The organism is Streptomyces sp. NPDC053426, from assembly GCF_055585405.1.
Genome location: NZ_JBVJKE010000036.1, coordinates 23,108 through 35,722, shown reverse-complemented (window position 1 = coordinate 35,722; position 12,615 = coordinate 23,108). Strand labels below are relative to the sequence as shown.

12 protein-coding genes are annotated in these 12,615 nt (G+C 74.6%); 8 read left to right on the top strand and 4 right to left on the bottom strand.

All coding sequences use genetic code 11. From position 1 onward, the window contains the following. Positions 1 to 227 precede the first annotated feature (227 nt). Positions 228 to 1,529 carry a phenylacetate--CoA ligase PaaK gene (gene paaK, locus ACZ62B_RS38075; RefSeq protein WP_468728127.1) on the top strand — a complete coding sequence of 434 codons (1,302 nt, stop codon included), beginning with the start codon at positions 228 to 230 and terminating at the stop codon, positions 1,527 to 1,529. A 13-nt stretch (positions 1,530 to 1,542) separates the two neighbouring features. Here the strand turns inward: paaK and ACZ62B_RS38070 are convergent, their stop codons facing one another. The 4 genes from ACZ62B_RS38070 to ACZ62B_RS38055 form a co-directional block, all read right to left on the bottom strand. Then, positions 1,543 to 2,121 carry a TetR/AcrR family transcriptional regulator gene (locus ACZ62B_RS38070; RefSeq protein ID WP_344565847.1) on the bottom strand — a complete coding sequence of 193 codons (579 nt, stop codon included), beginning with the start codon at positions 2,119 to 2,121 and terminating at the stop codon, positions 1,543 to 1,545. 79 nt (positions 2,122 to 2,200) lie between these two features. Next, positions 2,201 to 3,769 carry a phytoene desaturase family protein gene (locus ACZ62B_RS38065; RefSeq protein ID WP_469693863.1) on the bottom strand — a complete coding sequence of 523 codons (1,569 nt, stop codon included), beginning with the start codon at positions 3,767 to 3,769 and terminating at the stop codon, positions 2,201 to 2,203. A 76-nt stretch (positions 3,770 to 3,845) separates the two neighbouring features. Beyond that, positions 3,846 to 6,110 carry a serine/threonine-protein kinase gene (locus ACZ62B_RS38060; RefSeq protein WP_469693861.1) on the bottom strand — a complete coding sequence of 755 codons (2,265 nt, stop codon included), beginning with the start codon at positions 6,108 to 6,110 and terminating at the stop codon, positions 3,846 to 3,848. Positions 6,111 to 6,229: 119 nt separating this feature from the next. Then, positions 6,230 to 6,601 carry a four-helix bundle copper-binding protein gene (locus ACZ62B_RS38055; protein WP_344565841.1) on the bottom strand — a complete coding sequence of 124 codons (372 nt, stop codon included), beginning with the start codon at positions 6,599 to 6,601 and terminating at the stop codon, positions 6,230 to 6,232. 120 nt (positions 6,602 to 6,721) lie between these two features. On the opposite strand from ACZ62B_RS38055, the gene ACZ62B_RS38050 reads away from it, so the two are divergent. From ACZ62B_RS38050 to ACZ62B_RS38020, 7 genes are all read left to right on the top strand, one after another. Beyond that, positions 6,722 to 7,099 (top strand): DUF6479 family protein, encoded by a 378-nt coding sequence (locus ACZ62B_RS38050; RefSeq protein WP_344565853.1) that lies wholly within the window; start codon positions 6,722 to 6,724, stop codon positions 7,097 to 7,099. 66 nt (positions 7,100 to 7,165) lie between these two features. Beyond that, positions 7,166 to 7,516, top strand: a complete 351-nt coding sequence (locus ACZ62B_RS38045; RefSeq protein WP_344565839.1) for a DUF8129 domain-containing protein — start codon at positions 7,166 to 7,168, stop codon at positions 7,514 to 7,516. A 219-nt stretch (positions 7,517 to 7,735) separates the two neighbouring features. After that, entirely contained in the window at positions 7,736 to 8,242 is a 507-nt protein-coding gene (locus tag ACZ62B_RS38040; RefSeq protein WP_073937349.1) for a SigE family RNA polymerase sigma factor, read from the top strand. Between the two features lie 11 nt (positions 8,243 to 8,253). Next, complete coding sequence (locus tag ACZ62B_RS38035; RefSeq protein WP_344565835.1) at positions 8,254 to 8,769, top strand: cellulase; 516 nt, start codon at positions 8,254 to 8,256, stop codon at positions 8,767 to 8,769. A gap of 123 nt (positions 8,770 to 8,892) precedes the next feature. Continuing rightward, complete coding sequence (locus ACZ62B_RS38030) at positions 8,893 to 10,191, top strand: bifunctional glycosyltransferase family 2/GtrA family protein (protein WP_344565834.1); 1,299 nt, start codon at positions 8,893 to 8,895, stop codon at positions 10,189 to 10,191. After that, entirely contained in the window at positions 10,188 to 11,462 is a 1,275-nt protein-coding gene (locus tag ACZ62B_RS38025) for a hypothetical protein (protein ID WP_344565832.1), read from the top strand. Before ACZ62B_RS38030 ends, ACZ62B_RS38025 begins: the two co-directional genes overlap by 4 nt. A gap of 15 nt (positions 11,463 to 11,477) precedes the next feature. Then, complete coding sequence (locus tag ACZ62B_RS38020; protein WP_469693858.1) at positions 11,478 to 12,578, top strand: CapA family protein; 1,101 nt, start codon at positions 11,478 to 11,480, stop codon at positions 12,576 to 12,578. Positions 12,579 to 12,615: the final 37 nt, after the last annotated feature.

Here is a 12,615-nt window from a genome sequence, read left to right as displayed (position 1 = left end):
GGACCCCCGCTCCTCAAACGCCGGAGGGGCTGGATGTCAGCCCCTCCGGCGTTTGAGGAGCGGGGTCTGGGGCGGAGCCCCAGGTCGGGACGGGTAAGGGCGGCGGGGGCGAGAAAAGTGCAGGCGGACTCTTGCCCTCAGGTCGGTGGCCTGACTTACTGATCCCGGAAAGATCGACCGAATGATCGGTCGTCCGAATCGGTGCGACAGACGGGAGGACGGTCCCGATGACGGAGGCGGCGGACCCGCTGGACCCGGCGGAACGGCTCGACCCCGAGGGCCTGCGGGCGCTCCAGCTGGAGCGGCTGCGCAGCTCGCTGCGGCACGCGTACGACCATGTGCCGTTCTACCGGGAGTCCTTCGACCGGGCGGGCGTCCACCCGGACGACTGCCGCTCGCTGTCCGACCTGTCCCGTTTCCCGTTCACCACCAAGGCGGACCTGCGGGAGAACTACCCGTACGGCATGTTCGCGGTGGGCCGTGACCGCATCCGCCGTCTGCACGCCTCCAGCGGCACCACCGGACGCCCCACGGTCGTCGGCTACACGGAAGGTGACCTTTCCATGTGGGCCGACATGGTGGCCCGCTCCATCCGCGCGGCGGGCGGCCGGCCGGGGGACACGGCACATGTGGCCTACGGCTATGGTCTGTTCACCGGTGGCCTGGGCGCCCACTACGGCGCCGAACGGCTCGGCTGTACGGTGATCCCCGCGTCCGGCGGGATGACGTCCCGTCAGGTGACGCTGATCCGGGACCTGAAGCCCGAGATCATCATGGTGACCCCGTCCTACATGCTCACCCTGCTCGACGAGTTCGAGCGGCAGGGTGTCGACCCGCGCTCCACCTCGCTGCGGGTGGGGATCTTCGGCGCGGAGCCGTGGACGGAGCGGATGCGGCAGGAGATCGAGGAGCGGTTCGCGATCGACGCGGTCGACATATACGGGCTGTCGGAGGTGATCGGACCGGGTGTCGCGCAGGAGTGCGTGGAGACCAAGGACGGTCTGCACATCTGGGAGGACCACTTCTATCCGGAGGTCGTCGACCCCTTCACCGGTGAGGTCCTCCCGGAGGGCGAGCGGGGCGAGCTGGTCTTCACCTCGCTCACCAAGGAGGCGATGCCGGTCGTCCGGTACCGGACGCGGGACCTGACCCGGCTGCTGCCGGGGACCGCCCGGGTGTTCCGGCGGATGGAGAAGGTGACCGGCCGCAGCGACGACATGGTGATCCTGCGCGGGGTGAACCTCTTCCCCACGCAGATCGAGGAGATCGTGCTGCGCACCCCGGGCGTGGCGCCGCACTTCCAGCTCCGTCTCACCACGGAGGGCCGTATGGACTCCCTCACCGTCCGCGCGGAGGCCCGCCCCGGCGCGGACGCCGCGACGCGGGACGCGGCCGCCCGGTCGATCGTGGCGGCGGTGAAGGACGGCATCGGCGTCTCGGTGGACGTGGAGATCGTCGGTCCGGAGACGCTGGAGCGCTCGGTGGGCAAGATCCGGCGGATCGTGGACCTGCGCGAGAAGCGGGACTGACCGCCCGTCCGGGCTACTCGGCGGCCACGATCCGCTCGACCGCGGCCGTCACCAGCCGCTCGCGCTCGTCCGGGGCGAAGACGTCCGGCAGGGTGAGCTGTTCGACGATCAGCCAGTTCAGCGCCAGGTACAGCAGCTTGACGGCCATGGCGTCGCCGGGCAGGCCCGACCCCTCGTGGTAGCGGACGTTGGCCTCGACGTCGGCACGGACCCGCTCGGTGAGCACCTCGCGGAGTCCGGGGCGGCGGGTGGCCTCCAGCCGGAGTTCGAGCAGGGCGAGGTATCCGGTGCGGAAGGCGGCGATACGGCCGACCAGTTCCCGCATCAGTCCCGCGTAGGCCTCCCGGTCACGGCCCGCGGCCCGCTGCCGGGCGACGAGTTCCTCGTCGGGCTGGAGCCGCTCGTAGACCCGGGCACCGGCCTGGGTGAGCAGGTCGTCGCGCGAGGCGAAGTAGTTCGACGCGGTGCCGACGGGTACGGCGGCCTCGGTGTCCACCGCCCGGAACGTCAGCCCCCGGGCGCCCTCACGGGCCAGCACCTCGATCGCGGCGTCCACCAGCGCGGCCCGCCGCTGCTCGTTCCGTCTGACCACTGACACCAACTCCGCCCGCCGCGTCCACCATCACACCACTTCAGGCAGAGTACTACGTACGGAGTTACCCGTCGGCGCGTCAGCCCTCCCCGGCCTCCAGCACCGCCTTCGCCGCATTGTGCCCCGGTACGCCGCTCACCCCGCCGCCGCGCACCGCGCCCGCGCCGCACAGCAGGACGCCCGCGTGCCGGGTCTCCACGCCCCAGCGGCCGGTGCCGTCCTGGGCGTGGGGCCAGGACAGTTCGCGGTGGAAGATGTTGCCGCCGGGCAGGCCGAGGTCGCGTTCCAGGTCCAGCGGGGACCGGGCCTCCAGGCACGGGCGGCCGTCGGCGTCGGTGGCCAGGCAGTCCGCGAGGGGTTCGGCGAGATGGGCGTCGAGCTGGGCGAGCGTCGACTTCAGGAGTTCCTCGCGCACGGCGTCGTTGTCCCGTTCGAACAGCCGGGCGGGGGTGTGCAGTCCGAACAGGGTGAGGGTCTGGTAGCCCCGGGCGGCCAGGTCCGGGCCGAGGATCGTGGGGTCGGTGAGCGAGTGGCAGTAGATCTCCGAGGGCGGGACGGCGGGCGGCTCACCGGCGGCGGCCTGGGCGTGGGCGGCGGCCAGTTGCCCGTACCCCTCGGCGACGTGGAAGGTGCCGGCGAACGCCTCGCGCGGGTCGACGGAGGTGTCGCGCAGCCTCGGCAGCCGTTCGAGCAGCATGTTCACCTTGAGCTGGGCGCCCTCGGCGGGCGGCGGGGGCGTGTCGCCGGTGAGCCTCGCGAGTTCCTGCGGGGAGGCGTTCACCAGGACGTGCCGGGCGGCGGCGACGCCCTCGCCGTCGGCGGTGCGGTGGGTGACCTCGGCGGTGCGGCCGTCGGTGTCGACGCGCACCGCCCGGTGGCCGGTGGCGATGACCGCTCCGGCGGCGCGGGCGGCGTCGGCCAGGGCGTCGGTGAGGGCGCCCATGCCGCCGACGGGGACGTCCCAGGCGCCGGTGCCGCCGCCGATGACGTGGTAGAGGAAGCAGCGGTTCTGCCTCAGCGAGGGGTCGTGGGCGTCGGCGAAGGTGCCGATGAGGGCGTCGGTGAGGACGACGCCGCGCACCAGGTCGTCGGCGAAGCGCTCCTCGACGGCGACGCCGAGGGGTTCCTCGAAGAGGGTCCGCCAGGCCTCCTCGTCGCCGACGGCGCGGCGCAGTTCGTCGCGGGTGGGCAGCGGCTCGGTGAGGGTCGGGAAGACAGCGCGGGCGACGCGGCCGGTCATGTCGTAGAAGCGCCGCCAGGCCCGGTACTCGTTCTCGGAGCCGGTGAGCCGGGCGAACGCCTCGCGGGTGCGCCGCTCGCCGCCGCCGACGAGCAGCCCGGTGGGCCGTCCGTCGCGTTCGACGGGGGTGTACGAGGAGATGGTGCGGGTGCGCAGCCGGAAGTCCAGCCCCAGGTCCCGGACGATCTTCCGGGGCAGCAGGCTGACCAGGTACGAGTACCGGGACAGCCGTGCGTCGACGCCGGTGAACGGGCGGGTGGAGACCGCCGCCCCGCCGGTGTGGTCCAGCCGCTCCAGGACCAGCACGGAGCGCCCGGCCCGGGCGAGGTAGGCGGCGGCGACGAGGCCGTTGTGGCCTCCGCCGACGATGACGGCGTCGTAGCTCCGGGTCGCCTCGGGTGCGGTCATGGTTCTTCGTAGCACGCGCCGGTCCGCACCGGCCGGACACGCGCCGGTCCGCACCGGCCGGACACGGGCCGGAGCCTCACGCCCCGCCGGCCGCCCCCTGCTGCCGCAGTCCCGCCACCCGGCGGTACAGCCCGGCCGCCTCCGCGCCGCGGCCCAGCCGCTCCAGGCAGTGGGCCTCGTCGTTGCGGGCGGCGAGGGTGTCGGCGTGGTCCGGGCCGAGGACGCGCTCGCGGGTCTCGGCGACCCGCCGGTACTCGGTCAGCGCGTCCGCCCAGCGGCCGAGCCAGCCCAGCCCGACGGCCACCTCGCGGCGGCTGACCAGGGTGTCCGGGTGGTCGGGGCCGAGGACCCGCTCGCGCAGCGCGCAGACCTCGCGGGACTCGGCGAGGGCGTCCGTCCAGCGGCCGAGCCGGCCGAGGTTGACGCCGATGCCGTGCCGGGCGCGCAGGGTCTCGGGGTGGGTGGGTCCCTGGACGCGGGTGCGGTCCCCGACCAGGGCGCGGTAGAGGTCGAGCGCCTGGGCGGTGCGGCCGAGCCGGCCCAGGCTGATGCCGGTCTCGTAGCGGGCGGCGAGGGTGTCGGCGTGGTCCGGGCCGAGGGCCCTGGCGCGGGCCTCGGCGACCTCGCGGTAGGTCTCCAGGGCCTCCGTCCAGCGGCCCAGCTGACCGAGGGTGTAGGCGACGTCGTAGCGGGTGACGAGGGTGTCGGGGTGCTCGGGTCCGAGCACGCGGGCGCGGTCGGCGGCCACCTCGCACGCCATGCCGTACGAGTCCTCCAGGCGACCGAGCCGGCCGAGGTTGAAGGCGAGGTTGTGGCGGCAGCGCAGGGTGTCGGGGTGGTCGGGTCCCATGGTCCGCTCGCGGGCGGCGAGCACCGACAGATAGACCTGGTGGGCGTCGAAGGGGCGGCCGAGCTGGGCGAGGACGTACGCCATCTCCTGGCGGGCGGCGAGGGTGTCGGGGTGGTCGGCGCCGAACGCGCGGATGCGGGCCTCGGCGACCTGCTTGTAGGCGCGCAGCGCGTCGGCGGCGCGGCCGGTGCGGCTGAGGGTGAACGCGACCTCGTAGCGGCTTGCGAGGGTGTCGGGGTGGTCGGGGCCGAGGAGGTGCTCGCGCTCGGCGGCGACCGCGCGGTGCACCTCCCCCGCCTCCGTCCAGCGGCCGAGACGCCCCAGGCTCAGGCCCGCGTTGTGCCGTCCGGCGAGGGCGGTCAGCGCCTCCGGGGAGGGCGCGGGCGGCTCGTCCGCCGCGGGCCGCGCGCGGGAGCCGGCGGCGGGGCGGGCGATCCACTCGCCGGACAGGCCGGCCGCCGGGTCGGGGGGTGTGGCGCGCAGCCCGGCGCCGGCCGCCTTGTGTCCGGTGGTCATGCCGCGGGTCCAGGACGGCAGCCGGGCCGCGCGCCCCACCGGCTCGGGCTCCTCCGAGGGGTACGGACGGACCGTGCCGTCGGGCGGGCCCGCGAGTCCCGTCCCGGCCGCCACCGCGGCCGGCGCGGCCCGCAGCGCGCCGACCCGGCGGGCCAGTTCACGGGCGCTGTCCGGCCGCCCGCCGGGCTCCTTGGCCAGCAGGTCCAGGATGATGCGCTCCAGCCGCTCGGGCAGTTCGGCGCGGTGGCCGCGCGGCGGACGTGGCGGGGTGTCGCGGTGGCCGACGAGGACCGCCCAGGCGTCGTCGAGGTCGAACGGCGGTACGCCGGTGGCGATCTCGTACAGCACGCAGCCGAAGGAGTACAGGTCGCTGCGCCGGTCCACCTCCGAGCCGCTGATCTGCTCCGGCGACATGTAGTGCGGGGTGCCCATGGCGACGCCGGTGCCGGTCAGCCGGGACGTGAAGCCGATGTCGTGGCCGAGGCGGGCTATGCCGAAGTCGCAGATCTTCACCGTGCCGTCGTCCAGCCGCACGATGTTGGCGGGCTTGAGGTCCCGGTGCACGACGCCCTGGTCGTGGGTGTAGGCGAGGGCCGCGGCGACCTGCTCGGCGACCTCCACCACCTCGTCGACCGGCAGCGGATGCTGCTTGTTGTCCTCCAGGAGCTGGCTGAGGTTGCGGCCCTGGAGCAGCTCCATCACCAGGTAGAGCACGCCCTCGGACTCCCCGAAGTCGTGTACGACGGTGATCCCCCGGTGCTGCAGTGCCGCGGCCACCCGGGCCTCCCGGCGGAACCGCTCGCGCAGCACCCGGCCGAACGACCGGTCCTGCTGCGGGCCGACGGGTTTGAGGCACTTCACGGCGACCTGCCGCCCCAGTGACTCGTCCCGTGCCCGCCACACCTCCCCCATGCCGCCGCGTCCGATCCGGTCGATCAGCCGGTACCGGCCGTGGATCAGCCTGCTGTCCCCCATCTCCTTCGCCCGCCCCCGTCGCAGTCCGCCCCGCCCTCCCCTGGCTCGTCCAGTATGGCGACAACTCGCCCGAGTTTGTACGGTGCCGCGGCGCCCGGTCCGCTTCGCTCACCGGCGGGTCAGTTCAGGGTGGCGAGGAATTCCGTGCAGGCCCGTGCGCAGGCGCGGCACGCCTGCGCCGCCTGTTCCGCCCCGGAGCAATCGTCGAACACCTGCGCGCTCTCCAGGCACACCTGGCGGCACCACTCCACCTGGACGCGGATGGTCGCCTCGTCCACCTGGTTCTGCTCGGACAGCACCCGGCAGGTCGCGTCGCAGACCTCCGCGCACATGATGCCCTTGCGTCGTACGAGTTCCTGGTTCTCGGTGCCGTCCGGGTCCACGAGGCTCGCCCGCGTCGCGCAGGACCGCGCGCACTCGGTGCATGCCTGGGCGCACGCGAAACGGTCCTCCAGGAACCGGAACAGCTCTTCCTGGGATGTCGTCGTCACATCGCGCGGGTAGCCGCCGCCCCGGCGGTCAAACCCGGCGCCCGCAAGGGTTCCGCGCGGTGTGCGGCGCCGCGGGGTGAGCAGGTTGGCGGGCGGGACCGGGGGTACCCGCGGGCCATGATGAACACCGCGTGGATGGAGACGGCCGACCTCGCCGCGAGCCGCGGCGCCCTCGGTGCGGGGCTCGTGGTGGCGGGTGTGGTGGTCCTGGCGCTGCTGATCGGCATGTTCGTCTTCGGCAGCCGCCGGGTCAGGAACAGCACGGTGCGCCGGCCCGGCCCGGAGGAACAGCCCCGGATGCCCGAGGGGGGACCGGTCCGGGAGACACGGGAGCGGCGGGAGCCGGACGAGGTGCCCAGAAGCGGCGAGCGGCTGCTGCCGCACGAGCTGAAGGGCCACGGCAACTCCGGCAGCCGTACGAGCGCGTCGCAGGAGCGGCCCCGTTGGGACGAGGGCGGCAGCGGGGCGTTCGGCAGCGGCGGGCCGGGGGGCCGCTGACCGTCCCGCCCCCGTCGGCCCGCCGCCGACGGCCGTGCAACGTCGTACACCAGGGAAGTGAGAACCATGGCAGATCCCGCCCGCAACGCCCTGCCCCTGCCCGACTACGACCATCTGCCCATCGGCGGCCTGGAGAGCCGGATCCGCTCGCTGTCCGCGGGCGAGGTCGAGGAGCTGCTGGCGTACGAGCGTTCGCACGCCGACCGGGTTCCGGCGACCGAGCTGCTGAAGGCCCGGCTGGAGCAGCTCGACGCGGGTGCCGAGCCGACGTCCGGCGACCCCGGCGCGCTCCGTCCCGAGCAGGGCGCCGGGCGGGCCGGGTCCCCGGTCTCGCCCGCCACCTCTCCGCAGCCGTCCAGCCCGCCGCCGCACGGCACCCCGGACCAGCGGGGCAAGCCGAAGGGCGACCGTACGTAGGCAGGGACGGCCACCGCCCCCTGGGGCGGGCCGTACGTCCGTCGACCGCTGTGACGCGGTCATGGGCGTGCGGCCCGCCCTTTCGCGTGCCCGGGGCGAGCGTGTCCGAGGCCGGCGTGTCCGAGGTGAGGTGGATCACAGCACTTAGGTGCATCGTTTCGCCGGGTCATGAGTCTTTGTCTCAGGTGCAAGGGGTTGTTCGGACACGGGGCGGTGGGGATGGAGCGGTTTCGGGTGGACGGCTTCGACGAGTTCGTGGCTGCCCGCTGGTCGGCGCTGCTCCATGTCGCGCGGCTGCTCACCGGCGGTGACCGGCAGCGCGCCGAGGACCTCGTCCAGGAGGCCCTGGTGAAGCTGTGGTTCGTCTGGCCGAGGGTCGCCGAGCAGGCCCCGGAGGCGTATGTGCGCCAGGTGCTGGTGCGGATGGCGGCCCGTTCGGCCCGGCGCCGCTGGTGGGGGGAGCGCCCGGTGGGCGAGCTGCCCGACCGGGCCGGTCCGGGCGACGTGTCGTCGGCCGTCGCGGAGCGCTCGCGGCTGGAGGCCGCGCTGGCGCTGCTGCCGCCCCGGCAGCGGGCCGCGGTGGTGCTGCGCTACTGCGAGGACCTGCCCGAGGGCCAGGTGGCGCAGGCCCTCGGCTGTCCGGTGGGCACCGCGCGCTCCCACGCGTCGCGCGGTGTGGCGCGGCTGCGGCAGATCCTGTCCGACACCGTCAGGCCCGTGGGGTGAGGGGAGAAGCGATGGACGACTTCGAGCGTGAGCTGACGCGCATGATGCGTGACACCCGGCAGCCGGCTCCCTTCCGGGCCGAGCACCAGGAGCGCCTGTACGAGGGCATCCGGGTCCGCCGCCGGGCCCGGCTGCTGTGGCGGGCCGGCGGCTCGGCCCTCGCGGTGGCCGGGCTGAGCGCCGGGCTGGCCCTGCTGCCCGGCACCGACTCCCGGTCCCTGCCCGCCGACCGTCGGCCGCTGCCGGCGACCAGTCCGACGCCGCCGCCGGTGTCCCCGGAGCCGACGACGTCCGCCCCGCACACGGACCCGAGCGTGTCGTGGCCGCCGACGGACACGCCCGGGACCACGGACGCCGGCACCACGTCACCCGGGTACGGCGGCACGCCGACCTCGCTCCCGCCGACCAGCACGCCCGGCGCCGCCCGGCGGGCCACGACGGCACCCCCGTCGACCGCGCCGGCGACCACGTCACCGGCGCGGGGGCCCTCCGCCTCGGCCGGTGAGGAGTCGGCCGGCAGCGGCTAGCCCCTTCGACCCCCGCCCGTGGGCGCCCCCGCCCCGGGCCGTTCCCCCGACCACCACTCGGGCGCGGCATGCCCGTACCAGGGCCCGTCATGCCGTACGCCGGAAAGAGACCGTGAACCCGTCATGAGAACCGCGAGGCGGTCGGCACCGACCGACCGCCGCTCATCCGCCGCGTCCGCGGCGCAGGTGGCGCTGCCGCGCCGGGCGCCGCTGCCGGCGCACCATCCGGAACCCGTCCTGGACGTGGTCGTGCCCGTGCACAACGAGGAGAACGACCTGGAGCCCTGTGTCCGGCGGCTCCACGCGCACCTCGCGGAGACCTTCCCCTACACGTTCCGGATCACCGTCGCCGACAACGCCAGCACGGACCGCACCCCGGCGATCGCCCAGCGGCTGGCCCGGGAGCTGCCGGGGACGGAGTGGATACGGCTGGCCGAGAAGGGCCGCGGCCGGGCCCTGCACACCGCCTGGTCCCGGTCGTCCGCGCCGGTGCTCGCCTATCTGGACGTGGACCTGTCCACCGATCTCGCGGCCCTGCTGCCGCTGGTGGCCCCGCTGATCTCCGGGCACTCGGACATCGCGATCGGCACCCGTCTGGCCCGCGGCTCCCGGGTGGTGCGCGGGCCGAAACGGGAGATCATCTCCCGCTGCTACAACGGGCTGCTGCGCGGCACCCTCGCCGTGCGGTTCACCGACGCGCAGTGCGGTTTCAAGGCGGTGCGGCGGGACGTGGCCGAGCGGCTGCTGCCGCTGGTCGAGGACCGGGGGTGGTTCTTCGACACCGAGCTGCTGGTGATAGCCGAGCGTGCCGGGCTGCGCATCCACGAGGTGCCGGTGGACTGGGTGGACGACCCCGACAGCCGGGTCGACATCCTGTCCACGGCGCTGGCGGACCTGCGCGGCATGGCCCGGCTGGGGCGCGCCCTGGCCGGCGGCCGGCTGCCGCTGGCCGCGCTGCGCCGCCCCGGGGAACTCGACGGGGCCGCCGGGCTGCCGCCCGCGCTGGTCCCCCAGTTGCTCCGCTTCGCCGCGGTCGGGGTGGCCAGCACCCTGTTCTACCTGCTGCTCTACAGCGTGCTCCGGCCCGCCGCGGGCGCCCAGGCGGCCAACGCGCTCGCCCTGCTGGCCAGCGCCGTCGCCAACACCGCCGCGAACCGGCGGCTCACCTTCGGGGTGCGGGGCCGGACCGGGGTGCTGCGCCACCAGCTCAAGGGACTGGCGGCGTTCCTGGTCGGCCTCGCCCTCACCAGCGGTTCGCTGGCCGTGCTGCACCGCGCGGCGCCCGGGGCCGGGCCCCGGGTGGAGCTGCTGACGCTGGTCGCCGCCAACCTCGCCGCGACCCTGCTGCGTTTCCTTCTTCTGCGGGCCTGGGTGTTCCCCGGCCGGCGCTCCCGCCGTACGACAGGATCCCCGACCTCATGACCACCGCCCCGACGAGCCAGGCCGGCCCGGCCCCGTCCCCCGTGCCCCGGCCCGACACCGCCCCGCCGGCCGCCCCGGACCCGCGCGAGCGGCTGCGCCGCGCCGCCGTGCGCTACGGGCCCGTCCTCGCGACGTACGGCGTGCTGAAGCTGGTGGGCTTCGCCGTCTTCATGTACCTGCTGGACTCGGCCGGCGACTTCCGCGAGAAGCATCCGCGGTTCGGCGGCGGCGCCCACACCTGGGACGTGCTGGGAAGCTGGGACGGCTGGTGGTACCAGCAGATCGCCCTGCACGGCTACGACCCGGCGCTGGAGCCGATACCCGGCGCCACCGGGCTGATCACCCTGGAGGGCAACTCGGCGGCGTTCTTCCCGCTGTACCCGGCGCTGATGCGGATGGTCTCGGAGGTCACCGGGCTCGGCCCGTACGGCGCCGGCATGACCGTGTCGGTCGTGTCCTCCTTCGTCGCGGCGCTCGGGATCCACGCCGTCACGGCCCGGCTCGGCGGGCACCGGGCCGGTCTGGTCGCCGTGGGACTGTGGGCGGTGTGGCCCGGTTCCGGCGCGGAGTGGGCGGTGTACTCCGAGTCCGTGTACACGGCGCTGGCCGCCTGGGCCTGTTACGCGGTGATGACCCGGCGCTGGCTCACCGCCGGGGTGCTGACCTTCACCGCCGGCCTCGCCCGGCCCACCGCCGTCACCCTGGTCGCCGCCCTCGCCGTCGCCGGACTGCTCGCGGTGTGGCGCCGCGAGGAGGGCGTCCGCCGCCCGCTGGCCGCGGTGGCGATCGCCCCGCTGGGCGTGGCCGGTTATCTGGGCTGGGTGGGCTACCGGATGGGCGACTGGGGCGGCTACAACAAGCTCCAGGACGGCGCCTGGGCCCACAAGTTCGACTGGGGCCGGCACACCCTCGACGTGCTCACCTCCGTGCCCGTGGGGCACACCGACTACCTGTTCGCGATGCCCATGGAGGACATCATCGGGGTCGGGGTGGTGCTGCTGGTGCCGGTGCTGACGGTGCTGCTGACGCGGCTGCGCCCGCCCGCCGTGCTCGTCGTGTACACGGTGCTGTCGTACCTGATGGTGATGGCCACCCAGCAGTACTTCGGCAACGTCTCCCGCTATCTGCTCCCGCTGTTCCCGCTGTTCGTCCCGCTCGCCCTGGCCATGCGCCGGCTGAAGTGGCCCTCGCTGGCCGCGGTGCTGGGCACGGCGGCCCTGGCCTCCGGCTCGTACGCGGGATACGTCCTGTTCGAACTGGGTGTGCCGTAGACCTACCGTGGAGACATGGACGCCGGGACGGTGACGCTGTTCCTGTGCGGGGACGTGATGCTCGGGCGCGGGGTCGACCAGATCCTCCCGCACCCGGGCGATCCCGCGCTGCGGGAGGACTTCGTCCGGGACGCGCGCGGCTATGTGGAGCTGGCGGAGGCGGTGAGCGGTCCGGTTCCCCGGCCGGTCCCGTTCTCGTGGCCGTGGGGCCGGGCGCTGGAGGTGCTCGGCGGGGCCGCCCCGGATGCGCGGATCGTCAATCTGGAGACCTCCGTGACGCGGAGCGACGCGTTCGCGCCCGGGAAGGCCGTCCACTACCGGATGAACCCGGCCAACGTGCCCGCCGTGGAGGCGGTGCGGCCCGACGTGTGCGTCCTGTCCAACAACCATGTGCTCGACTTCGGCCGTCCCGGGCTCCGGGAGACGCTGGACGTGCTCCACGGCGCGGGTCTGAGGACGGCGGGCGCGGGACGGGACGCCGAGGAGGCGTACGCGCCGGCGGTGGTCCCCGTCGGGGGCGGCCGGGTGCTGGTGTTCGCCCTGGGGGTGATGTCCAGCGGCATCCCGCCGAGCTGGGCGGCGACGGCGGAGCAGTCCGGGGTGGCGTTCCTCGCGGAGCCGTCGGCCGCCGCGGCGGAGGCGGTCGTCCGGCGGGTGCGGCGGGCGAAGCGTCCGGGGGACGTCGCGGTGGTGTCCGTGCACTGGGGTTCGAACTGGGGCCACCATGTGCCGCGGAGCCATGTCGGTTTCGCCCACGCTCTGGTCGACGGGGGTGTGGACGTCGTCCACGGCCACTCCTCGCACCATCCCCGCCCGGTCGAGATGTACCGCGGCCGGGTGATCCTCTACGGCTGCGGCGACTTCGTCGACGACTACGAGGGCATCACCGGCTACGAGGAGTACCGCGACGACCTGCGGCTCGCCTGTCTGCTGTCGGTGCCCCCGGACGGCGGGCGCCCGTCCGGGCTGCGCATGGTGCCGCTGAGAACGCGGCGGATGCGGCTGGAGCCCGCCGCGGCGGACGAGCGGGCCTGGCTGCGGGAGACGCTCGACCGGGTCAGCGACGTGGACATCGCCCTCGACCCGGACGGCGCGCTCACCCTCGCCCCGCGGTGACCGTTTCGGCCGCGCCCGGCGGGGGCACCCGTGCCCG

What these genes read in the sequence shown, in the direction of transcription:
- paaK (WP_468728127.1), top strand. Translation starts at nt 228, where the DNA reads ATGACGGAGGCGGCGGACCCGCTGGACCCGGCGGAACGGCTCGACCCC.
- ACZ62B_RS38065 (WP_469693863.1), bottom strand. Translation starts at nt 3,769, where the DNA reads ATGACCGCACCCGAGGCGACCCGGAGCTACGACGCCGTCATCGTCGGC.
- ACZ62B_RS38060 (WP_469693861.1), bottom strand. Translation starts at nt 6,110, where the DNA reads ATGGGGGACAGCAGGCTGATCCACGGCCGGTACCGGCTGATCGACCGG.
- ACZ62B_RS38050 (WP_344565853.1), top strand. Translation starts at nt 6,722, where the DNA reads ATGAACACCGCGTGGATGGAGACGGCCGACCTCGCCGCGAGCCGCGGC.
- ACZ62B_RS38045 (WP_344565839.1), top strand. Translation starts at nt 7,166, where the DNA reads ATGGCAGATCCCGCCCGCAACGCCCTGCCCCTGCCCGACTACGACCAT.
- ACZ62B_RS38040 (WP_073937349.1), top strand. Translation starts at nt 7,736, where the DNA reads ATGGAGCGGTTTCGGGTGGACGGCTTCGACGAGTTCGTGGCTGCCCGC.
- ACZ62B_RS38035 (WP_344565835.1), top strand. Translation starts at nt 8,254, where the DNA reads ATGGACGACTTCGAGCGTGAGCTGACGCGCATGATGCGTGACACCCGG.
- ACZ62B_RS38030 (WP_344565834.1), top strand. Translation starts at nt 8,893, where the DNA reads ATGAGAACCGCGAGGCGGTCGGCACCGACCGACCGCCGCTCATCCGCC.
- ACZ62B_RS38025 (WP_344565832.1), top strand. Translation starts at nt 10,188, where the DNA reads ATGACCACCGCCCCGACGAGCCAGGCCGGCCCGGCCCCGTCCCCCGTG.
- ACZ62B_RS38020 (WP_469693858.1), top strand. Translation starts at nt 11,478, where the DNA reads ATGGACGCCGGGACGGTGACGCTGTTCCTGTGCGGGGACGTGATGCTC.